The sequence below is a fragment of the Mesoplasma florum L1 genome, from assembly GCF_000008305.1.
In the GTDB taxonomy this organism is placed as follows: Bacteria; Bacillota_I; Bacilli_A; order Mycoplasmatales; family Mycoplasmataceae; genus Mesoplasma; species Mesoplasma florum.
Genome location: NC_006055.1, coordinates 278,125 through 302,384 on the forward strand (window position 1 = coordinate 278,125; position 24,260 = coordinate 302,384).

Sequence of the window (24,260 nt, forward strand, 5' to 3'; positions counted from 1 at the left end):
CTGCGAAAATCGTTTCTGTTAACACTTATTTTTATATAAATATAAGCATTGATAATATTATAACTCAAAACCCTATAAAATTACCAAACTTTTAATTCTAAAATAGTATAATAACAAAGATAGAAAAGTAGGTTTATGGATGAAAGACTTAAAAAAATATTTCCCTTTTTATGATAAACAAAGCAATCTAATTTATTTTGATAGCTCAGCTACTAGTCTTAAAATTAAGAGCGTAATTGATGCTGAAATGAAATTTTTGAGTGAAAATGGTTCAAATCCTCATGCAGTTGATTATAAAAAAGGATTTGAAGCTTTTGAAATAATTAAAAATGCTAGACAGTTAACTCAAGAATTTATTAATGCTAAAAAAGTAAATGAAATAATATTTACAAGTGGAACAACCCATTCAATAAATCTATTAGCAAACGGACTTAAAAAAATAATAAAAAAGGATGATGAAATTTTGGTTACAGAATTAGAACATTCAGCTAATTTATTGCCATGAATTGCTTTAGCAAATTCTGTTGGTGCAAAAGTTAAAAAAATTAAGTTAAATGAAGACTTTACAATTGATCATGAATCATTAAAACTACAGTTATCAGATAAAACAAAAATAGTTTCATTTGCTAGTGTTTATAATACTGTTGGGGCTAAAAATGATGTTAAACTAATTACTAAAGTAATTAAAGAGTTTAATATTAATATAATTGTTCATGTTGATGCAGCACAATCAATTGGTCACACAAAAACTGATGTTACGGATTCAAATATTGATTTTATGTCTTGATCTTTTCATAAAATGTATGGACCATTTGGTGTTGGTTGTTTATATGGAAAATACGAATTACTTAATCAATTAGAACCATTGTTTTATGGCGGTGGAATGAGTTTGAAAATTGAAGAAAATTTAATTGATTATTCCTTATCTTCATTACCAGAAAAATTAGAAGGTGGAACACCAAACATAAGTGCTATTGCAGGGGTTGTTGAATCAATTAAATTTATTAACTTAATAGGTTTAGATCAAATTGAAGAACATGAAATAACATTAAAAGATTACTTTAAAATTAAAGTTAAAGAAAATAACCTAAATGATCACATAACTTTTTATAATTTAGATACTAAATCACCCATAATACTATTTAATGTTAAAGGTGTAAATCCACAAGATATAACTAATTTTTTAGATGAAAAATACAATATTTTAGTGCGTGGCGGTGCTAATTGTGCTAGAAGAATTGAAGGTGTTATTGGAACAAAAATAGCCATTAGAGCTAGTTTTGGAATCAATAATAATAAAGCTGAAATTGATCAATTTATAGAAGCTTTAAAAGATACAAATAGTTTCTTAGATGTGCTATTTTAAAGGAGAAAAATGATAGATATAAGTGATGATATTTTATTAAGAAAAATTTTAATGAAACATTTTACTGAGCCTGAAAATTTGGGATTAAAAAATATTACAAATGCAATTATTAAAGATGCTAAATCTCAAACTTGTGCAGATGAAATGAAAATTGAAATATTACTTGAAAATAACATTTTTAAAGAAATAAATTTTGAAGGAACTGCATGTGCAGTTGCAACATCTAGTGCTGATATTTTCATTAATTTAATAAAAAATAAGTCTTTAGAGGATACAAAAAAAATAATAGATCAATATCAAAATTTTTTAAATACTGGTAATCTATCTGAAATTGATCTTTTAGAAGATTTAGTAGTTTTTAAAAACATTAATAAGCAAAAAAATCGCATATTATGTGCTAATTTAGCAATTGAAGCCATAAATGAGATTATTGAATAGTTTGTTTATGTATAATTATATTATGTAATAATAAATTATATTTTTAAAGGAGAAACAATGAGCAACAAGAATCAAATAAGAGAAAAATTTCTTAAAACAAGATCTTTTTTATCAAAATCATACAAAGAAGAAGTTAATAAAATTATCGAAAGAAAAGTTAATCATTATATAGATAGATATAACTTAGAAAAATATGCCATTTATCTTTCAACTGAGAATGAACCTAATACTTTAAACATTATTGAAACAAGTTTAAAAAAAGGAATAGAAGTTTATGTTCCATTAATTATTGAAGATAACAAAATGGAATTCAAGAAAATTACAAATTTAGAAACTGATTTAGAACAAAATAAGGTTTTAAACATTTTACAACCAAAATCAACATGTTCAACATTAGAAAATGGTAACTACATTAATACTATGTTTATTCCATTGGTAGCTTTTGATAAACAATTAAATAGAGTTGGTATGGGTAAAGGGTTTTATGATCGTTGATTAAATGAAAATGATTACATTGGATATAAAATTGGTTTATCAGCTTCAACTCAATTATCAAATGAAAGCATTGATGCTGATGAGTTTGATGTTAAATTTGATAATGTAATTACAGAAAAAGAAATTTATGTTCCATTTGTTGAAGAAGAACAAGAATTTGATTATGATGTTACTTATTCAGTTTTTAACGATGAAACTATTGTAGGTTAATTGAAATAGGTTTTTACCTATTTTTTTTATTTTCTCTTGCATTAAAGTAGGTTTAATCTTTTAAAATAATAAATATAGAACAAAAGAGGTCATTATGGAAAAGTTATACATAAAAGATATATCAAAAGAATTATCAATTCCAGAATATGTATTAAGGTTTTACGATAAGAAAGGTTTATTTCCTTTTTTTGAAAGAGATGAAAATAATTACAGATATATAGAAAGAGAAAAATTAGAATGAGTTAGAATTGTATCTTGTTTAAAAAAATCAGGAATGCCTTTAAATAAAATAAGTGAATATATTGGTCTAGCCTTAGAAGGCAAAAACACTTATGCAAAAAGATTAGAAATGATGATTGAACAAGAAAAAATAGTACTTGAAAAAATGAAAGATTTGCAAGAACAATTAGACTATATTAAATATAAAAAGAAACTTTACGAAAATAATTAATTTTTTTGCTTGCATTAAAGTAGGTTTAATGAAATATGATGATATTGAGTTCAAAACTCAGAGGAGATAAAATATGAAAACAAGAACATTAGGAAAAGATTTAATTGTTTCAGAAATGGGATTAGGTTGTATGGGTTTAAGTTACAGTCAACCTCCATTTCCAACAAAAGAAGAAGCAATTAAATTTTTAAGAGAAGCATATGAACAAGGTGTAACATTTTTTGATACAGCTGAAGTTTATGGTCCTTTTGATAATGAAGAATTATTAGGAGAAGCTTTCAAAGACATACGTGATAAAGTAGTTATTGCAACAAAATTTGGTTTTTCATTTGATGGAAAAAATATAACTGGAGTTGATAGTAGCAGAGAAAATATAATGAGAGCTATTGAGGGTTCATTAAATAGATTGCAAACTGATTACATTGACTTATATTATCAACATAGAGTTGATCCAAACACTTCAATTGAAGAAGTTGCACAAGTGATGAAAGAATTAATGGAACAAGGAAAAATTAAACATTGAGGATTAAGTGAAGCTTCTGCTAAAACTATTAGAAAAGCACATGCAATTTGTCCAGTTACAGCATTACAAAGTGAATACTCAATGTTTTGAAGAGAAGCTGAAACAAAAGTTATGCCTACTTTAGAAGAATTGGGAATTGGTTTTGTACCATTTTCTCCGTTAGGAAGAGGATTCTTAACAGGAACAATTAAACCAGGTCATATTTTTCCAGAAGGTGATTTTAGAAATTCTATCCCAAGATTTAATACACCAGAGTATCTAGAAAATAATTTTAAATTAGTTAAATATGTTGAAGAACTAGCTGAACAAAAAAATACAACTCCAGCTGCTGTTGCTTTAGGTTGATTGTTAGCGCAAAAACCATGAATAGTTCCAATTCCAGGAACTAAAAAAATTGAAAGACTAAAAGAAAATAATTCAGGAACAAATGTAATGTTTTCAAAAGAAGAATTAGAAAATATTAAAAAAATGTTAGATACTATTGAATTAGTTGGTCATAGATATAATGATGCTACTGAAAGTAGAGTAGATAAATAATAAGATATTTAAAAACCGTGATATTCATTTCGGTTTTTTTACTTTATAATTATTAAATAAATATAATCTTATTATCAGAAAGGGAAAATATGACAAAATGCAATTTATGTAAATTAGATATAAAACCATATCAATTAAGAAAAAAAGAAGTAAATCCTTCTCAAACTCAAAATAATCCACATATGTCAAATTTTGGTTTTACAATCATTGGTGCTAGAGTTATGTATAGTCATTTAGGTTGTTATAATTTATATTATAAAAAGAATAAATATTGAACTTGAATAGGCGCTTTAATAGCAATAATTGGTATAGCTTTATTCATACCTGGATTTTTTCATTTTTTTAATTCTGTAACTGATCAAATTGACCCACAAACAAATGATTGAATTATTAATCATGCATTAAGAAAACAAGGAATGATAGAACTAATATGTGCGTCATGTTTAATTATTGGATCGATCATAATAATTACTATTGGAAATATTTATGCTAAAAAATTTATTAAAGATGGTTCTCATGCTAATGATTTCATTGATGAAAAAATCAAAATTGAATATTATAAAAATATAGATAAAGAAAAAAATATTTAAGATTTCTTTTTAATTGAAAATATAAATAATTAAAATATAGATTTTAAGGTACTGCTCTAAATCTATATTTTTTATTTTTCATAAGAGTATAATAATTTTTGTAAAGTAAAAATTTAAGGAGAAAATATATGATTAAAGTTGATTTACAACATTCAGGACTTTCTATTGCAGATTTAAATGAAGCTAAAGTTAAAAAAGTTCATGAGATGATCATTAATAAATCTGGAAAAGGTAATGATTTTTTAGGATGAATTGAATGACCAAAAACATTTGATAAAAAAGAATATGAAGAAATGAAAAAAGTAGCTTCTTCATTAAGAAATAAAATTGATGTATTAGTAACAGTTGGAATTGGTGGTTCATACTTAGGTATTAGAGCTGCTGATGAAATGATTAGAGGAATTAATCACTCTGATAAAGTTCAAGTAATTTATGCAGGACATACAATGAGTTCAACTTATGTTGCTCAGTTATCAGAATACTTAAAAGGTAAAAAATTTGGAATTTGTGTTATTTCTAAATCAGGAACAACTACAGAACCAGGAATTGCTTTTAGAGCATTAGAAAAACAATTAATTGAACAAGTTGGAGTTGAAGCTTCAAAAGAATTAATTGTTGCTGTAACAGATTCATCAAAAGGAGCTTTAAAAACTTTAGCTGATAATAAAGGTTACCCAACATTTGTAATCCCAGATGATATTGGTGGACGATTCTCAGTTTTAACACCTGTTGGAATTTTCCCATTATTAGTTGCAGGAGTTAATACTGATAATATTTTTGCAGGAGCTATTAAAGCAATGGATGAATTAGTTCAAGGCGATTTAACAAATGAAGCTTATAAATATGCTGCTGCTCGTAATGCTTTATATAATGCAGGTTATAAGGCTGAAGCTTTAGTTGCTTATGAACTACAAATGCAATATACTGCAGAATGATGAAAACAATTATTTGGAGAATCAGAAGGAAAAGACAATAAAGGTTTATATCCTACATCAATGATTTTCTCAACAGATTTACACTCACTAGGACAATGAGTTCAAGAAGGTGCAAGAAACGTATTATTTGAAACAGTTATTAAAGTAAAAGAACCAGTAGCTAATATGTTAGTTGAAGCTGATACTGATAACTATGATGGTTTAAATTACTTATCAGGTAAATCATTCCACGAAATCAACTCAACTGCTATTGAAGGAGTAATTGATGCTCATGTTAATACTGGAAAAATGCCAAATATTGTATTAGAATTTGACAAAATGAATGATGTACAATTCGGATACTTAGTTTACTTCTTCGAAATAGCTGTTGCAATGAGTGGATACTTATTAGAAGTTAATCCATTTGATCAACCAGGAGTTGAAGTTTATAAATATAATATGTTTAAATTACTAGGAAAACCAGGAGTTAAATAGTAAAAACCAAAAAAATCCATGATTATTTTAAAAAAATAGAACTTTTTCCATAAAAGTTCTTTTTTTTTTTTTTTTGTGAGTAGAATAAGACCTATATGAAAGAAAGTGAAACTAATGATAAGTATAAATAATGTAAGTAAAAAATATGGAGAAAAAGTAGGAAACTTTAATATAAATATACAAATTAAAAAAGGCGAAATTTATGGAATAATAGGTCCTAATGGTGCTGGTAAAACTACTTTAATTAGGCAGATATTAGGTTTTGTAAAACCCGACGATGGCAATATAACAATTAATTCTATGGATTCATGAGAAAAAAGACAAGAAATAATGGAATGAACAGGTTATATAGCTGGTGAAGTTAGTATTTATGAAGACTATACAGGGATGCAGTTTTTAAAATTAATGTCTAATTTAAAAGCAAATGTAGATTGATCTTTTGTTGAAAAGCTAATTGAATATTTTGAACTTGACACATCAAGAAAAATAAAAAAAATGTCAAAAGGAATGAAACAAAAAATAGCTATAATATCAGCAACTATGAATAAACCAGCTTTTTTAGTATTAGATGAACCAACTTCAGGATTAGATCCAATAATGCAACAGAGATTTAATGAATTGATTTTAAAATTAAAAAAAGAAAATAGCTCAACAGTTATAATTTGTTCTCATATTTTTGAAGAAGTTGTAGCACTTGCTGATAATGTAGGAATGATTAAGTCTGGTGAATTAATAGAAGAGTTTGTTATTAAAGAAAAAAATATCGAAATAATTAGAGAAAAATTTAAAAGTGTTTTTATTAAGGAGAGTATTTTATAATGATAAAAAAAGTTTCAGGGTTTCAAATAATAAAAACTCATTTAAAGTCTAATTGAAAACTAATTTTATTTTTATTTTTAATTGCTCTTGCAGGATCAGTTCTTGTTTTATGAATTTTTATTCTTGGAGATGCAGGCAGAAGATATATTGCTCCATGAAGTCTTACTGTAACAAGCTCAGGTCCTTGAGGAACAGGAACATCTTTAAGTGGTGGAATGGGACTTCAATACCCGATTAGCTCAATATTATTAAGTACGGGTTGTGTATCAATATTTAGCATATTATCTTTAATTTTAATTTTTATAACTTTTAATAAAGAAGTTAAGTCAACTCAAATAAGTATTTGACTAACATCTCCGGTATCTAAAAAAAATATAATGTTATTTAAATTTTTATTTGTTATTTTAACTTTATTTTTAATTTATTTACCTATGTTTTTTTCAATAATAATATTTGCTTCTTTATCATATGACGCAGATAAATATTTCATTAATGTATTTGCACAATTAATTTATTTCTTTGTCTTTGTTATTCTTATAAGCGCAGTTTTTAGTTTAATTTTAACTACTTTATCAGACAAAGTTACTTTAGCTATAATTCTTTGTGTGGCCATTTTAGTTTGAATGTTTCTTACTTCAATAATAATTAGTTTTTCTCATATAACTAAAGCGCGTCAAGAAGACATTGAAGGAACAATAGTTATTGTTTATAGAAGACCTTATAAATGATTAGAAAATTTCAAATATATTGCACCACAAACTTTATATGCTCAATTTTTAACTTTCAATATGGATAAATACATATTGGATCAATCACCTAAACCAAATGAAATATATGAAGTAGCTACATTAAAAATTGCAAAAACATGATGATTAGTAATCTCTTTATTTATTAATATAACTTTAATTTGTTTAATTGAAGTTTTGAATTTAAAAATTGTAAATAAAAAAGATTTCAATATCTAAAATCAGCATTGCTGATTTTTTTATTTCAATACATTTATTTCAATAATTAAATATTTTATAAGATAAAATCATTAATATATAATATTAAAATTAAAAAGGAGAACATATATGATTAAAAAAGAAACACTTAAATGATTAAGCGAACAACAAGAATTTTTAGATAATAAAATAATAGAAAAACACAATTTAACATTAGATCACGAAATATTCAGAAAAAAACTAATTGCTTTTTGAGTAGAATTGGGTGAATATGCTAATGAAGAAAAGAGTTTTAAATATTGAAAACAAGGAGCACCTGGTGCTAAAGAAGTTCAGTTAGAAGAATATATTGATGGGTTACACTTTATCATAAGTTTAGGAAATCAAATTAATTATAATTTTGAAACTTTTAATTTTAATGATCTAGGATATAACAATAATATTGATTGTTATTTTGAATTAATAAAAGATTTAACTGCTTTAGTTAATCAACCAAATGATCAAACATTCTCTAAAATTTTAAATTCATTTTTACAAATTGCAAAAGTGCAAAATTATTCTGAAGAAGATTTAATTAAAACTTACAAAGCTAAACATGAAAAAAACCAACAAAGACAAGTAGAAAATTATTAAAATGGAAAAAATAACATCAACATCAAATAAAAAAATCAAAGATTTAATCAAATTAAGAGATGATAAAAAATTTCAAACAGTTGAAAATCTTTTTGTAATCGAAGGATTGCACATGGTTAATGAAGCCATTAAAAGAAATATTGTCAAAACTATATTTTTGGAAGAAAAAATGTTTAGTAAAATTTATGATATCAATAATTTTGAATGCGTTTTAATTTCAGAAAATGTTTCAAATAAAATATCTTCAACTAAAACTAGTCAAGGAATTTTTGCAACTTGTATATTAGAAGACCAAAAAATCAACATGTTGGAAAATATATTAATTTTAGATCAAATTCAAGATCCTGGTAATATGGGAACTTTAATTAGAAGTGCAGCTTCTTTTGAATTTCAGACTGTAGTTGCTTCAAATAATTCTGTTAGTTTTTATAATCCTAAAGTTTTGAGATCAACACAAGGAAACTTATTTTCAATAAATTTAATAAATGATGATTTAATTAAAACTATCGATGAATTAAAACAAAATAATTACCAAATCATAGGAACTGTTTTGAATGATGAAACAAAATTTATGAAACAAATAGAATTTAGCAAAAATCAAAAGTATGCGTTAATAATAGGTAATGAAGCAAAGGGCATAAGTGATGAACTTAAACCTTTAATAGACATTAATTTAAACATAGAAATGAGCAATGAAGTTGAATCATTAAATGCAGCAATTGCAGGTTCAATTATTATGTATAACATTAAAAAATAAATAAATTTAATTTTTGTATTGCCTTATAGTAGGTTGAATGTTTTAAAATTAAATTGCAATCAAATAAAGGAGAATTTAATATGGAAAAATTCAAAGCAATAATTAACAATCAAGAAATAGAATCTAACTCTTGATTAGATATTATGGACCCAACAACTGATGAAGTTTATGCACAAGTTAGTGCACTATCTGCTCAAGAAATTGACTCAGCATTTAAAGCAGCAAAAGCTGCTCAAAAAAAATGAGAAGCAATTGGTATTGAAAAAAGAACTGAGTTTTTAATTAGATGAAGAGATTTATTGTTAAAAAACGAAGAAGATTTAGCAACAACAATGATGCATGAAATCGCAAAAGCATATAAAGATTGTTTAACTGAAGTTCGTAGAACAGCTGAATATATAGATCTAACAATTTCAGAATATAATGATTTACAAGTTTTAACTTTTGATAAAAATTCTAAAGGTGTTACTGAAGACATTGTTGCTGAATACAAAAGAATAGCAAAAGGTGTTGGTGTTGGTATTTCACCATTTAACTACCCTATTAATTTAGCTGTTTCTAAATTAGCACCAGGATTATTAACTGGAAATACATTTGTATTTAAACCAGCAACTCAAGGTAGTGTTGTAGGTATCAAAATTGGTCAATTAGCCATTGAAGCTGGTATACCAGCTGGTGTATTGAACGTTGTAACTGGACGTGGAAGAGACATTGGAGATGTTATTGTAACAAACCCATTAATTGACTTCATTTCATTTACAGGAAGTGTACCTGTGGGTAGAAGATTAATGGAAATTTCCAGCTCAAAAGACTTAGTTTTAGAATTAGGTGGAAAAGATGCAGCTATCTTATTAGATGAACATAACTTAGAAAACATTGCTAAAGATATAGTTGCAGGAGCATTTAGTTATTCAGGGCAAAGATGTACAGCTATTAAAAGAGTTATTACTACAGACAATATAGCAGATAAGATAACACCATTAATTAAAGCAGAAGTTGCTAAGTTAACTGTTGGATTACCAAATGAGAATCCTATTATTACACCTATGATTGATAAAAAAAGTGCAGATTTTGTAACTGATCTAATTAATGATGCTGTTAAAAAAGGAGCAACTTTAGTTTATGGTGGAACTAGAGATAAAAACTTATTACAACCTACATTATTAGATAATGTTACAGTTGAGATGAATGTAGCTTGAGAAGAACCATTTGGTCCTGTACTTCCAATTATAAGAATAAATGAAATTGAAGACATGATTAGCGTTGCTAATAAATCAAATTTTGGTTTACAAACTTCAATCTACTCAAAAGATGTAGATTTAGCTTATAAAGTTGCTGAGCAATTAGAAGTTGGAACTGTAAATATTAATAGAAGAACTCAAAGAGGACCTGATGTTTTACCTTTCTTAGGTGTAAAAGATTCAGGATTCGGGGTTCAAGGTATTAAGGAAACTATTTTATCTACAACTCGTTACAGAGGTATAATAATTAAAAAATAATAAACTATAAGGGTTTTAGAACTCTTATTTTTTATTTTTTAGTACTTAAATTAACCTCTTTTTCTATCAAAATACCTAAAAATGGTATAATAATATAAATATTTTTAAATTTATATTAATCAAAGGAAAGGGAGTTAATATGAAAAAAATGCTTTTAAGCTTAACTGCTGTTAGTATGTTAGCTTCATCGACTGCAACTGTTAGTTGTACATATACGATGAAAGCTAAAAGTGAATTTGTAAAAAGTATTCAAAAGATAATTAATATTGCAAATGTTTCAGCTGAAGCACAAATATTAACTTCAAATAATACACCAGATACTAAATTAGCTATAGACGACTATAGCAATAATAGTAGAAAAATAAATGGAATTGAATATTCAACAACTAATGCAAACATAGGTTATTCATATACATTAGATAACTTTAGTGGTATGCAAGCTAATCAATTTTTACCAAAAGAAGATTTAACACTTTCACTTTCAAATAATCCTAATGATGATAATACAAGAATGGATCGTTATTTATTAAAAAACTACGGAAGTAATTGAGTTAATAACATTAATTCATCAAGTATAAAAAATGGTGAAATACATAAAGGTAAAAAAACAGGTTCAAGTTCTATAACTTCAACAGCAAGTCTAGTTTCATCATTAATTGGTGTTATCTTTGGAAGTGATTTTAGTGTTTCAGAAGCTGGTTTCTTAAATGATAATATTGCTACTATATTAAACCAATTACCTAATGATACAAAACAAAATTTAGCAAAAACATTAGATGATTTATCAGTTAAATTTAAAACACTTCCAGAAAGTTTAAAAGAAGGTTTTTCTAACCCTTTAACTAAATATGTTGGACAAACAAAATATAAAGCTATAACTGACATATCTAAAAACTTTTGAACAGAAATTTTCAAAAAAGATACTGCTGAAAATACTGGTGAAAATTCAACTAATGAAAAAGCTGGAACAGTTAATAAAATGTCTTCAGCACTCCAATATATATTTACATTGTTATGATATATTCAAGAATATGCTGATATTATAGATGCAAAAATTACACCAGATAATTTAACTAACGTTTTAAACCAAGAAATAAATGCTAATGATGTTAAAAACTATGATCAAATAAATCTTAATAAAACTTTTAAAATTTTAAATAATTTTTTAAATCCTGGAAGAGATACAAGAAAAGCAAAAAATCTTGTTATTGTTCTTTTTGGTATTCCAACATCAGCAGATAAATTTCAACCAAAATCTAATATAATTGTTGAACCAATATTTCAAGCTTTATCAAGTAATTCTTCAGGTACTCCTGAAACTTATGGTTTAAAATCTAATCAATCTAAAATGTTTGGCTTAAACATAACAGAAATTATAAAATTTTTAAGCGACATTCTTAAAGCAAATAATTCTTTACCAAAAGAAGTTGTTAAAGAAATTATTAGACTACTGGGTGTTTTACAAGAAATTTTAGCGAGTGAAAATAGAGATACTTATACAATAATTCAATCTTTATTGAATGAAGCTGTTTTTAGACCGTTAACAGAAGAAGGAAAATCAGTATTGTTAATAGGTGACATATTATATCTACTTGCAGAATCAGTAAATGCTAAAAATAACAATAAAGTTGTAATTGATTCAGCTCCATTGTTAAAAATATCAAGTTTAACTGGATCACAAAATCCATTTAGTGCCTTATATGATGGTGGACTATTGAAAAGTATTTTCCAAACTATTAATTATTTCACAACAAAAGATGGTTCAAGTGAACCTATGTTTAGTGATGTTGTTATTAAAAACTTTAAAGACTTAAGTTCAATTTTCAATACAAAAATGGATATAATTTTCACTCAGATGTTAAATATAGATTATGACAATAATATGCAATTTTTATATGGTTTAAAAAATTCTTCAATAGCAACTATTGTTGATACTATTTCTAAAAAATTCATAGATCCAATAGAAGGAAAAGAATACTTCCTTGATTTAGGTGCTATTAGAAATATAATACTTTCATTGTTTAATAGCTCTTATAATTCTATTTCAATTGAATCAAATGTTTTAGAAAAACCAAATAACTTATTTGCAACTTTAAAAGTTGTTTCAGCGGCATTAAGAAAACAATCAGTTATTTTTGATGGCAAAGAAGTTAATAATTCAAAATCAATAGTGAATGTTTTAGGTTTAAACCCTAACAATTCAAATAAGTTTATGGATGACAGCATTTTTGATGCAATTGCTCAAGCTTATGGTCACGGTGTTGTAACTGAAAGAGACAATGACGGAAAAATAATAAAAAGAACAGAAATACCTGAAAAAAGAGAAAACACAATCAAAATGATTTCTGTAATGCTTGAAGGAATATCATGAATGTCAAAATCTTCAGAAAGACAATATTACAATGACAATTTTGGCCATTTCTTTGATCAACAAAACTGAACAACTCAAATTATTAGTTACACAAATTTTGACAAAATACATAATGATGCCGAAATAAAATATAACTTAATTTATCAAAACAAAAAATACAAAATTAAAGAAATTTATCAAGTTACTTTAAAAAGAGATAAAGCCCCATTGAATGAATCAATAGGAAATAAATATTTCTATATTACAAATATAACTAGAAAATAATAAACACAAAAAGGAAAGGAAGCGTTTATGAAAAAAACAAGTAATTGATTACTTTTTAAACAGGGTTTAAAAGGTATATTTAAATTTAAAATTCAATTTGTGATCATTTTAATTCTTTCTTTTCTATCAATATTTATTTTAACAACTTCTATTTCTTTAAGAGATAGATTGAACCACACATACAATGAAGTTGTAAAAAGTGTTGACAAGTTCGACTATGAATATGACGATGAATTTTTTGGTATATCTGGTGGAGTTACATCAAATAATGTTTCACAAAATCCAATGATAATGTTTGTAGAACCAGAATCATATTCAACAATTAATGGAGGTTCTAAAACTTTTAATATTTCTTTTAATGAAATATATGGTGGTAAAACTTTTATAACTGAAGCATTTTTAGATCAAAATATGAAAAATACTTATTATGCTAATAATGAAGAAGTTGGGTGAGATCTAAACAGTAAAGATTTCATGGTAAAAACTAGAAATATTTTATTAAATTACTTTTATGGTGATTTAGTTTCAGCTTTAGATGGTCAAGAAACAGAAAGTTCTCTAAATTTACAAAAAACACCAATTTTTGCATATGCATCAACTTTAAACAAAGATGAAATAAAATCAGATTATGAAGTTATCAAAAGATATGAGTCAATAGAACCTATAAATATATACGAAATTAAACAAAAAGATTTATTTTATTTTTCAACTATAGCATTTAGTAGTATTGGAGCTTATATTTCTGAAATAAATAATACTTATAATTTGAGCAATAGTACAAATCGTCTAGCAGAAAAAACATATGAAATAATCACAGGTAACAGTTTAAGAGAAAAACCTATTGATACTAATTTTATAGTTAATGAAGAAAATAAATATTCTCTAAGAGTAACTAATTCAACAAATAGTGATGCTTTAATAAGTATTAATTCAAACTCTAGAATAGATATTGAAAGTGCTATACAAAAAAATGGATTAAAAGGTATATCTACTCCAACATTTTTTCAAAATAATAATAAAACCAATAAAATTATAAATCTTAATTCGTTTAAATTACAATCATCAGCAAATGGTGATGATTGATCTGCTAGATTAACTGCATTTAATTCAACTAAAATTGAAGAAAACTTATTTAACAATTTAATGAATAATTCTAATTACGATTGAATTTTACAAGGTAAGAATTATACGAATACGAATACGAATACGAATACGAATGATGAAGTTGCTAATATATTATCTTTTACTTATAAAATGCAATCTGATATTGCAACAATTGCTTCAAATGTAGAAACAGAATTTAGGAAAGAATTTTCAGTATTTGATAATTCTTCACAAGTTGAATACAAAGCTGTTGTTTTAGATGAAATGAAACATTCAAACTTAAAAATACTAAATCCCGATAAGGGAGGAAGAATGCCAATTGCAAAAGGTGAGATATTAATTTCTGAACAATTTGCTAGAGCCAGAAGAATACCTTTATTTTCAGATTTAAAAGTTGGAGCACAAAACTTTACTGTTATTGGATATGCTACAGATACATTTTCATATTATCCTGTTGTAAATGATGATTTACCAATACCACAGCCTAAAAATACAGGGATTATTTATGCATCGCAAGAGACATTAAAATCTTTGTTTGAGGATACGCCTTCTTCAAATGCAGAAAAAATTGCTAAAACATATGCAAAAAGATTTATTTGAACAAATGAAAAATCAGATATTGATTTATTCAATTATTTATTTGCTCCATCTCAAAAAGCAAAAACATTTGCTGAATCTGTATACAGATTCTCTTGAGACTTACAGCCTCAAGTTGTATTAGCTTATAGTTTATTTACTATTATAATTTCACTAATAATAGGTGTAATAGCATTATCTGGTTTATTAATATCCCTTAAAAAATCAATTAAAGCGAATACAAAACAAATAGGTATTTTAAAAGCATTAGGTGTAGAACCACATAATATTGCTTTATCTTATATAGCTCAATCAGTTATTATTGCTATATTTATAATTCCTTTAAGTTGAGGTATAGGATTATTGGTTCAATCTGGTTTTGTACATTTATTTATTCCATATTTTAGTATTCAATTGTATCAAATTCAAGTTTCTGTATTACCCCTTATTATAGGTTTCATATTCTTTGGATTCTTATCTGTTATGGTTTCATTCTTAGTTGCATGAAGACTAACAAATAAACCAGTTATTGAAATTTTAAGAGTTGAAGAAACTAAAAAATCTCATTCTTGAATTTTAAATAAAATGAAAAATACTATTTTTAGCAAATCTAAATTTACTTTGAAATTCAGTATAACTTTAGCTTCAACAAATAGAAGAAATATATATTTAATGACAGTGGTTATTTTTATAACATCATTTTTAGTTTCAATTGGTTTCACTATTCCAGCAACCGTAAGAACAGCTGAGTCTGCATATTATAAAAATGTTGAATATTCAAATAGTTATAATTATGTTGAAAATGTGTCTAACTCACCATTATCTAAAGGCACAATAAGTTATTCAAAAGACCCTAGTGCAATAGACAAAGATTATACTAAACATGGAGACATCTATTCGTATTCAAATCCTTCAAATTATTTTGAATCAACGTATGATTCATCACCAATTTCTAAGTACTTATATAATGGAATGGATGCTAATAATAAACCTGTATATTCAAACACAATTAAGTATTTAGTTTCAGATTCAGCAAACTTGCCTTCAAACATTGAAGGTGAAACTGAAGCTAAATCAGGGTTATTCCAAATTATTACAGAACAATTTGGAAATAACTTTGCAAACGGAATTGGTTCGCAATTTTCAATTGGGACAATTGAACAAATTTATGGTCTTTTATCAAGTTCACTTTATGATGCAACTACACTAAATCCTGAAACAAATAGTGCGCAAGAAACATATCTAAATGATGCCTTAGTTCAAAAGAAATATGATGTTATTACTAAAAACTTAACTCAAGCTATACCAATGATATTAGGAAGTATCTTAGGATCAGGGACATCTGGTGATGAAAAAGATTGAAAAGAACAAATACTTTCAGTTATAGCATCATCTGCTCCAGCTTTTGTTCAAAGTTATATTCAAAACCCATCAAGAGTTGAACAATATGGATTTGGATATAATGTTAAAAAAATATATAAAGATAGTGAAACTTTTGCAACTAATATTCAAGTTTCAAATAATGAAAATAATATTAAATTAACAGGTCTAGAGCAAAATCAAAAAGCCTTTACTATAAACAATAGTTTACAAAATAAACTTTTTGTAAGTGAAGAAACTTTAAATAAATTAAATAACGTATTTAATGGTACAAAATATGATTCTGATATTGAAGAAAATGGCTTTAAATATTATGATCATGAAACAAACACAGTAAATGTGCCAATTTTACCAAACAAGCAAGCTTTAAACTCATATGGATTAAATAAAAATAATACAATTGATAATATTTTTACAAAACAACAACAAATTTTATTCGAACATAAAAATGGAGAGAATATAACATATGATGTTCTACCAAAAGAAGCTTGAATATATGATGATTCTGATTTTGTTAACTCAAATTACTTTAACAGTTCTTTTATTAAAGGTAGTGAAAACGCTAATACAGTAATGAATGATAGAACAGGAACATATGAAACAGACAAAAATTATTTAAGTTTATATGATTTAGATAATAATAAGTTTACATATAAATATTTATATGACAAGAACAATATACTTCAAAAAGACAGCTATTTATTCAATGATTTTGCTGTTAAAAATAATGAAGGAATTTCATATGTTAGACCATATTATGAATACTCAAATATTAAATTGTTTTTACCTAAAGCATTATTAAATGAAGAGAAAAAAAATGGAATTAATAAATGAGCAAATTACAATCAAAAAGATGGTGTAGTTACTGATGGATATTTTAAAGACAATGTTAGTGTAAATGACATTCCATCAGCCACTAAAAAAGCGTGAGAATCAACTTATGGAATTGATGCTAGTTCTGATGGTTATATAATGATAAAACCTTATTCATTAGAGTATAGTTTATCTAAAGAAGAATCTATTAATAGAGGATTAGCAAATATTGTAGATGGACAACCTTTATGATTTCTTGATGCAATGAGAGCAAACTTATTTAAACAAGAAGCAGCTCAAGTTAAATACGCAAATACTGATTTAAAAGTTAATTTAAAATCAGTTGGAAGTCTTGATTCATATAATGGTAGTTTAACTATTGTTGATCAAGGATTAGCTAACTTAATTGGTAATTTCTCAATTAGCAAAAAATATGATGTTAATTATAATTTCTTTGAACCTGAAATTGTTGTTAAAGCAGGAGATACAATCAATGCTAATGGTGTATCATTTATATCTAGCTATGATAAATATAAATTACATAATGAAAGCGAAGATTTATATGTTTCAGATTATACAAAAATGTTAAATGGTGGAGCTAGCTCACTTAATTACACACAAATGATGTGAAACAATGCTAAATTTTCTAATATTGATGAACCAGTTGATCTAACTACTGGATTCCTTCAAACAACACAAGAGAACAATGGTATTCTACTTTTATCACAAGTCCCAATTAGTAATATATCTAAAGAAAATTTAAGATTACAAGTAGCTGATCAAAAATTATTAAGCATTGAAAAAGACTTAATTGCACAAATTTCTCAATTAGCAATTTCAATTGCCATGTTAATTATTGTAAGTGTTATTATAACCTCTTCGTTATTGATTATATTAATTGGAGATATTTACATAACGCATTATGAAAGATTTATGATTTTAATGAAATCATTTGGTTATTCAAACTGAAAAGTTCAGAAATACTCATTTGGAACTGTAACTATTTTATCTATTATTGGATGAATAATAGCTACATTATTAGCATGTGGATTAATAGCATTAATTATGTTCATGCTTAAAATGTCAGGGCTTGCTGTTCCATTCATTATTTCATGATGACCATTTGTTGCCAGTTTAGCTGTTGTTTCTATTTCTTATTTTGGAAGTTTAATTTTAATTTCTAAAAAAGTAAGAAAAGGTGATCCAGCAGGTCTATTGATGGAAACTCATGAATAAAAAATAAAAACTTATCACTTTGGAAATTATCCAAAAATTGATAAGTTTTTTTATCATATAGTATAATCTTATTAAAAGAAATAAAGGCGATAAAATGGACAAATTTAAAAATAATTTATTATTTTTTAAACAAAGTTTAAAATCTATATTTAAGTTTAGGATTCAATTCCTAAGTATTTTGTTATTGTCTTTTATGTCAATTGTAGTTTTAACAAGTTCATTAACAATAAAAGATAGACTTAATGATACTTATAATTCTGTTGTTGGAGATGTTGAAAAATTTGATTATCATGTTTCAGATCAAATGTCTTTTATTAAAAACCAACCTTCAACTAATAAAGTTTCAAAACAATTAATACTTAGTTTTTTACCAGTTGATTCAAGAACAAGTGTTGATCAACAAGAAACAGTAAACATTAACTTTAATTCAATATATGGAAGAACATTTATTACAGAAGCTTTTGAAAAAGACAATAGAATGCTTAATACTTTTATTTCAAATACTTTCAATGAAGATTCAAATAATAATTGAAATGCATTTTCATCAAATGCGTTTTTCTGAACTACAAGAATGTTGTTATTAGAAAGTTTTTATACCGATTTAGATCTTTACTATAACCATAACGATTCAAGTGTAGATTATTTAAATTACGTTCCTATAGTTAGTTATATAAATGAAATAGATGATAAAAGTTTTATAGAAAACGATTTAAATAATATAAAAACAAATCTTTCAACAAAAAAATTTGATGAAAACATAAACGAAAACAATACTGTTTTTACTCTTAATAGTCTAAATAACAATGAATCACAAACTAATGATATTATCGGAATTGAGAATAAAGACATTTATTTATATGCATCAAATGCATTTTCAAGTGCTTTTGCTTTTATCAGAGAATTTTTAAATAGTTCTAATTGAAGTTTTGAAAATGAAAATAGAGGAAAAGCTATTTTTCAATTTATAACAGGTCAAGATATTCAAAATAACTGAAATCAATCAAATGTAAACCAAGAGTGAGTAGTTAATGAGCAAAATAAATTGTATGATTCTGTAGTTACAGGAGATACAAAAGAAAAAAACTATATATATGTATCAAAAGATACAAATAATTCTGATGTGTATGCAAAAATTAAGAGTAATGGTTTAAAGGGTAAAGCAACCCCAATTGTTGCGTTTTATGATGATGAAGATAAAATTACAAAAGCTTCAACTGAATATATTAATTTAAACCCTTTAAGTTTAAATTCAAATAGTTTAAATGATGATTGAAGTGGTAAATTTAGTGCAATCAATAACTCTAACATGTCTGATCAGTTTTTTGGTAATTTGTTTTCAGAAAGAAATATTGAATGATTAACTTGAAGTCAAAGCAATTACTCTTTATTTGAAGCTAATAGCCCATGAACAAACAATATTTCAAATAATTATAGAATGTTCTTAAAAATTGCAGCATCTTACTCTAATTTTAATATTGAATTTAGAAAAGAGTTTAATGTATTTGATAATTTAAATCAAATTCAATATAAAGCAGTAATACTTGATGAATATAATCATACTAACCTGAAAATATTAAATGATAATGAGGGTGGTAGATTACCTTTAAATCATGGTGAAATATTAGTTTCTGAACAATATGCAAAAGCACATAATATTAAAAATAATTCAACTATAAAAATAGGACCTCAAGTTTTAACTGTAGTTGGTATTGCTACTGATACGTTTTCTTACTATCCAATAGTTGATGAAAATGTGCCATTTCCTCAATATAGAAACTCAGCTATTATATATGGAACTGAACAAACATTGTTCCCAATTGTTGAAAATTCACAATCAACTTCAAAAGAACAAATATCTAATACTAATATTAATTATTTCCTATGATCTAAAGACAATAGTGCTAGCAAAAACTTTGAAACCTTTGCATCATTCACTCCGTTATCAAAAAATACTAAAACTTTTAATGAATCAAGTTATAGAATGAACTGAGTGCTTCAACCATCAATAGTTTCAGGGTTATTAATAATCATGATTTCAATATCTGTTATTGTTGGTGTTATATCATTATTGGGAGTTGTAATTTACATTAAAAAAATGGTTAAAGCAAATATAAAACAAATAGCAATATTAAAGGCTATGGGAGTAAATTCATTCTCAATAGCAAAATCATATGCTGCTGTTGGTTTAATTATAACTTTCTTAGTTATACCTATTGGTTGAATGGTTGGAACATCAGTACAGTTAATATTTATTAAAATGTTTATTCCATATTTTAGTGTACAGATTTCTCAAATATCAATCTCAATGGTTGCTTTATTAATTGGTGTATTTGCATTTGGTTTTGCTGTAATTATTTTATCAATATTATTTGCTTACATTGAAACAAGAGAAGATGTAACTTTAATGTTAAACAAGGTTGGTAAAGTAAAACAACAAGCTGCAATAATGAATTGAATTAATAGAGTTTTTGCAAATTCAAAATTCACATTAAGATTCAGTTTAATTGTAAGTGCATCAGCAATTAGAAATACAACAACAACTGCATTTGTAATTTTCATTTCATCATTCTTGATTTTCTTCGGATTGTCAATTCCGGCTTTAGTTGAAACAACTAAAAATGGTTACTATAACCATTTGAACTATAACAACCAACATAGATTTGTAGAAAATGTATATAACGCGCCATTGTCAAAATCGACAATTAGTTATACTGAAGATTTGAAAACCATCGACGCGAACTATAAAACTACATCTTTAATGGAATATTATTCAAATCCAACATATAGTTATGATTCATCATTTGATGTTTCTCCACTATCTAAATATGTTTATTCAAAAAACCAAGCTGGTAGTGGGCAAATTACAAATACATTTAAATATATTGTTAATGATTCAAGTAACAATGCAGTTTATTCAACAGAAATTGAAGAAAATGGTAATAACACAGGATTATTCCAATTAATCACTGAACAATTTGGTAACAACTTTGCAAATGGTATAGGTTCACAATTTAGTGTTGGTATGATAGATCAAGCGCTAAACGTTATTATGAACTCTTATTATGATGCAACAGCTTATGGCACAAACGCTTATTCTAGAATAAATAGTGACATGGATAACTTAAATAAATTTAATATCATAACAAAAAACTTAACAGATGCAATACCAATGATACTTGGTGCTGTTTTGGGTGGGGGTTCTGGAGAATCAAGCGGTAATTGAAAAGAAGATATTTTATCAATTATTTTAAAAAATGTTCCACCTTATGTAGAGAGATATTTACAAGACCCTTCACGTAAAGAACAATATGCTTTTGGATATAATGTTAAAAAAGTAACTAAAAATGAAGATTCATTAGCAACAAGCATCAATGTTGATACTGAAGAATATAAAAATATGAGTTTTACAGGAATAAACCCTAATCAACAAGCATTTGATCTAAACAATGAAAAAATATTTGTAAGTGATAAAACAGCTACTGAAATTGAAATGTTAATAAATAATCAATGAGATATGACAAAATCAATTTCAGAAAATGGCTTTGTTTATTATGATGCTCAAACAAAAACTTTAACAATTCCTATAATGCCAAACAATCAAGCAAAAAATAAATATCATTTATCAAATAACAAGGTTTTACAAAATGAAAGTGTATTTGGAAATCAATTAAAATTTAAATCAAAAAATGATAGTCAATTTTTAAGCTTGCCAAAACAAGCTTGAGTATATAATGATTCAGATTTCTTGAATTCTGATTACTTTAAAACTAATTTAAATCAAAAAGATAGTGACTCAAATATTAAAAGTAATAGAACTGGTGTAATAAGCGATCAAAACTATTTAGATCCTGCTAATCTTGATAACAATAAATTTACTTATAAAATTCAATATACTGGTGAAAATGAAAATACATCATTAGATAATAATGCTTATATGTTTAATGATTTTGCTGTTGATAACAATGAGAATGGTGTAAGTTATGTTAGGCCATACTATCAATATGAAAATATTGAGTTATTTATTCCAGAAAACTTAATTGGTTCAGTTGATGAATGAGCTAATACAACAAACAATACACCTGATAAATCAAAATACTTTGAATCAGATATTAGTGGTGAAAATATACCAAAAGATGTTAAACATGCTTGAGAAAGTATGTACTCATCAGCAAAAGACTCAAAATATATTAAAATCAAACCTTATTCTTTAAGTTATAAAAGAACAGATTATAAAAACAAAGGTTTAGCAAACTTGTTAGAAAAAGAATCTAATTATGTTTGATATGCAAGTGCCATGAGAAATAATTTATTTAAGCAAGAAAATGATTCTGTTAAGTATTTAAATTCAAACTTAAATATAGATTACAAAGTTGTTGGAACATTAAATTCTTACAACACAAGTATGATCTTAATGGATCAAAAGATGGCTAATATTCTTTCAAATTATTCTCTAGCAAAAAAACAAGATGTTAAAAATAATGTTTTTGAAGATACTCCAAAAGTTAAAGCAGGACAAACTATAACAGATAATAATGGAAATAAAATTGTCAGTGAATTTGATAGATATGAATTACATGATGATAACAAAGATATTTATTTAAATGATTGAACTAATATGTTATCTGAAGGTGCAGACTCAACACAATATACTCAATACATGTGAAGTAATACAAAATATTCAAATGTTGAAGAATCGATTGATTTAACAACTGGTATATGACAAAGTATTTCAGAAAACAATGGATTATTAATGTTAAGTCAAACACCAATTGGAAATATATCTGATGGATTTGTAACAAGCAGTATTATAAGTTCTAAACTTCTTTCAACTGAAAAAGAATTAATTAAACAAATAACAAGTCTAGCTATTGTTTTAGGTTCATTCTTTATTATAATTGTAATTATCACGGCATCGTTATTAATAATGTTAATCGGAGATATCTACATTGCTTCGCTACAAAGGTTTATGATATTAATGAAGTCATTCGGATATTCAAACTGAAAAACCCAGAAATATTCATTTGGTGTAGTTAGTGTATTAGCAATATTTGCATGATTTATATCAACATTATTAGCAACTGCAGCAATGTCTTCAGTTTCAATAATTCTAGCTTCATACGGACTTGCAATACCAATGGCACTAACTTGATGACCATTTATTGTTTCTGCAGTTATTATCGGATTATCTTTCTTTGGAAGTCTATCTGTTATAACTAGAAAAATAAGAAAAGGTGACCCTGCAGGATTATTAAGTGAAACTCATGAATAAAGGAGAAATTATGAAAAAAGTAGCAATAATTTTACATAAAAATTTTGAAGAATCAGAAGCTATTGTAACAATTGATATACTAAGAAGATCTGAAATTATTGTAGATATATACAATATTGAAAATAAAGATTTTCAAGTAGGTTCTCATAATATAATTGTAAAAACAGAATATAATATTCAATCGCTGAATTCACAAAATTATGATGGAATAGTTATACCTGGAGGACCAGGAGTAAATGAATTATTTGATAATGAAATTTTATTAAATTTAATAAAAGATTTTAATGATAAAAATAAAATGGTTAGTGCTATTTGCGCTGCACCACAAATTTTAGGTCTAGCTGGAATTATCGATGATATTAAAATAGTAAAATTCCCTACTTCTAATAAATACTTAGAAAAAGCTTTAGTTCAAGAAAAAGATAGTATTATAGACAAAAATATTGTTACTGGTTCAAGCATCGGAACAGTAGTTCCATTTGCCTTAAATATAATAGAATATCTACAAGGAAAAGAACAAAAAGAAAAAATTAGACAACAACTTGTAATTATTTAACAAAATCACCTTACTAATAC

The 24,260-nt window shown here is 25.7% G+C and carries 16 protein-coding genes; all 16 read left to right on the forward strand.

Annotated elements, in window-relative coordinates; translation table 4 throughout:
• Positions 1–139 precede the first annotated feature (139 nt).
• The 16 genes from MFL_RS01310 (at position 140) to MFL_RS01385 (ending at position 24,240) form a co-directional block, all read left to right on the forward strand.
• Positions 140–1,366, forward strand: a complete 1,227-nt coding sequence (locus tag MFL_RS01310; protein WP_011183145.1) for an aminotransferase class V-fold PLP-dependent enzyme — start codon at positions 140–142, stop codon at positions 1,364–1,366.
• 9 nt (positions 1,367–1,375) lie between these two features.
• Positions 1,376–1,804: an iron-sulfur cluster assembly scaffold protein gene (locus tag MFL_RS01315; RefSeq protein ID WP_011183146.1), complete on the forward strand. Its 429-nt coding sequence runs from the start codon at positions 1,376–1,378 to the stop codon at positions 1,802–1,804.
• A gap of 57 nt (positions 1,805–1,861) precedes the next feature.
• The gene (locus MFL_RS01320; protein ID WP_011183147.1) at positions 1,862–2,509 is read left to right on the forward strand and encodes a 5-formyltetrahydrofolate cyclo-ligase; all 648 of its coding nucleotides are present in this window, start codon (positions 1,862–1,864) and stop codon (positions 2,507–2,509) included.
• 94 nt (positions 2,510–2,603) lie between these two features.
• Positions 2,604–2,960 carry a MerR family transcriptional regulator gene (locus MFL_RS01325; protein ID WP_011183148.1) on the forward strand — a complete coding sequence of 119 codons (357 nt, stop codon included), beginning with the start codon at positions 2,604–2,606 and terminating at the stop codon, positions 2,958–2,960.
• A 73-nt stretch (positions 2,961–3,033) separates the two neighbouring features.
• Positions 3,034–4,020, forward strand: coding sequence for an aldo/keto reductase (locus tag MFL_RS01330; protein WP_011183149.1), 987 nt, complete (start codon positions 3,034–3,036; stop codon positions 4,018–4,020).
• An 89-nt stretch (positions 4,021–4,109) separates the two neighbouring features.
• The gene (locus tag MFL_RS01335) at positions 4,110–4,610 is read left to right on the forward strand and encodes a hypothetical protein (protein WP_011183150.1); all 501 of its coding nucleotides are present in this window, start codon (positions 4,110–4,112) and stop codon (positions 4,608–4,610) included.
• Positions 4,611–4,738: 128 nt separating this feature from the next.
• Entirely contained in the window at positions 4,739–6,019 is a 1,281-nt protein-coding gene (locus tag MFL_RS01340) for a glucose-6-phosphate isomerase (protein ID WP_011183151.1), read from the forward strand.
• 114 nt (positions 6,020–6,133) lie between these two features.
• Complete coding sequence (locus MFL_RS01345) at positions 6,134–6,838, forward strand: ABC transporter ATP-binding protein (protein ID WP_164919778.1); 705 nt, start codon at positions 6,134–6,136, stop codon at positions 6,836–6,838.
• Positions 6,838–7,803 (forward strand): ABC transporter permease, encoded by a 966-nt coding sequence (locus MFL_RS01350; RefSeq protein ID WP_011183153.1) that lies wholly within the window; start codon positions 6,838–6,840, stop codon positions 7,801–7,803. Before MFL_RS01345 ends, MFL_RS01350 begins: the two co-directional genes overlap by 1 nt.
• A 108-nt stretch (positions 7,804–7,911) precedes the next feature.
• A complete protein-coding gene (locus tag MFL_RS01355) occupies positions 7,912–8,415 on the forward strand; it encodes a dUTP diphosphatase (RefSeq protein WP_011183154.1) in 504 nt (167 codons plus the stop codon).
• Position 8,416: 1 nt separating this feature from the next.
• Complete coding sequence (locus MFL_RS01360; RefSeq protein WP_011183155.1) at positions 8,417–9,172, forward strand: TrmH family RNA methyltransferase; 756 nt, start codon at positions 8,417–8,419, stop codon at positions 9,170–9,172.
• A gap of 80 nt (positions 9,173–9,252) precedes the next feature.
• The gene (locus tag MFL_RS01365; protein ID WP_011183156.1) at positions 9,253–10,671 is read left to right on the forward strand and encodes an NADP-dependent glyceraldehyde-3-phosphate dehydrogenase; all 1,419 of its coding nucleotides are present in this window, start codon (positions 9,253–9,255) and stop codon (positions 10,669–10,671) included.
• Between the two features lie 139 nt (positions 10,672–10,810).
• Entirely contained in the window at positions 10,811–13,306 is a 2,496-nt protein-coding gene (locus MFL_RS01370) for an MOLPALP family lipoprotein (protein ID WP_011183157.1), read from the forward strand.
• A 27-nt stretch (positions 13,307–13,333) separates the two neighbouring features.
• Positions 13,334–18,415, forward strand: coding sequence for an FtsX-like permease family protein (locus tag MFL_RS01375; protein WP_011183158.1), 5,082 nt, complete (start codon positions 13,334–13,336; stop codon positions 18,413–18,415).
• A 94-nt stretch (positions 18,416–18,509) separates the two neighbouring features.
• The gene (locus tag MFL_RS01380) at positions 18,510–23,684 is read left to right on the forward strand and encodes an ABC transporter permease (protein ID WP_011183159.1); all 5,175 of its coding nucleotides are present in this window, start codon (positions 18,510–18,512) and stop codon (positions 23,682–23,684) included.
• Between the two features lie 10 nt (positions 23,685–23,694).
• The gene (locus tag MFL_RS01385; protein WP_011183160.1) at positions 23,695–24,240 is read left to right on the forward strand and encodes a DJ-1 family glyoxalase III; all 546 of its coding nucleotides are present in this window, start codon (positions 23,695–23,697) and stop codon (positions 24,238–24,240) included.
• The last annotated feature ends 20 nt before the right edge of the window (positions 24,241–24,260 follow it).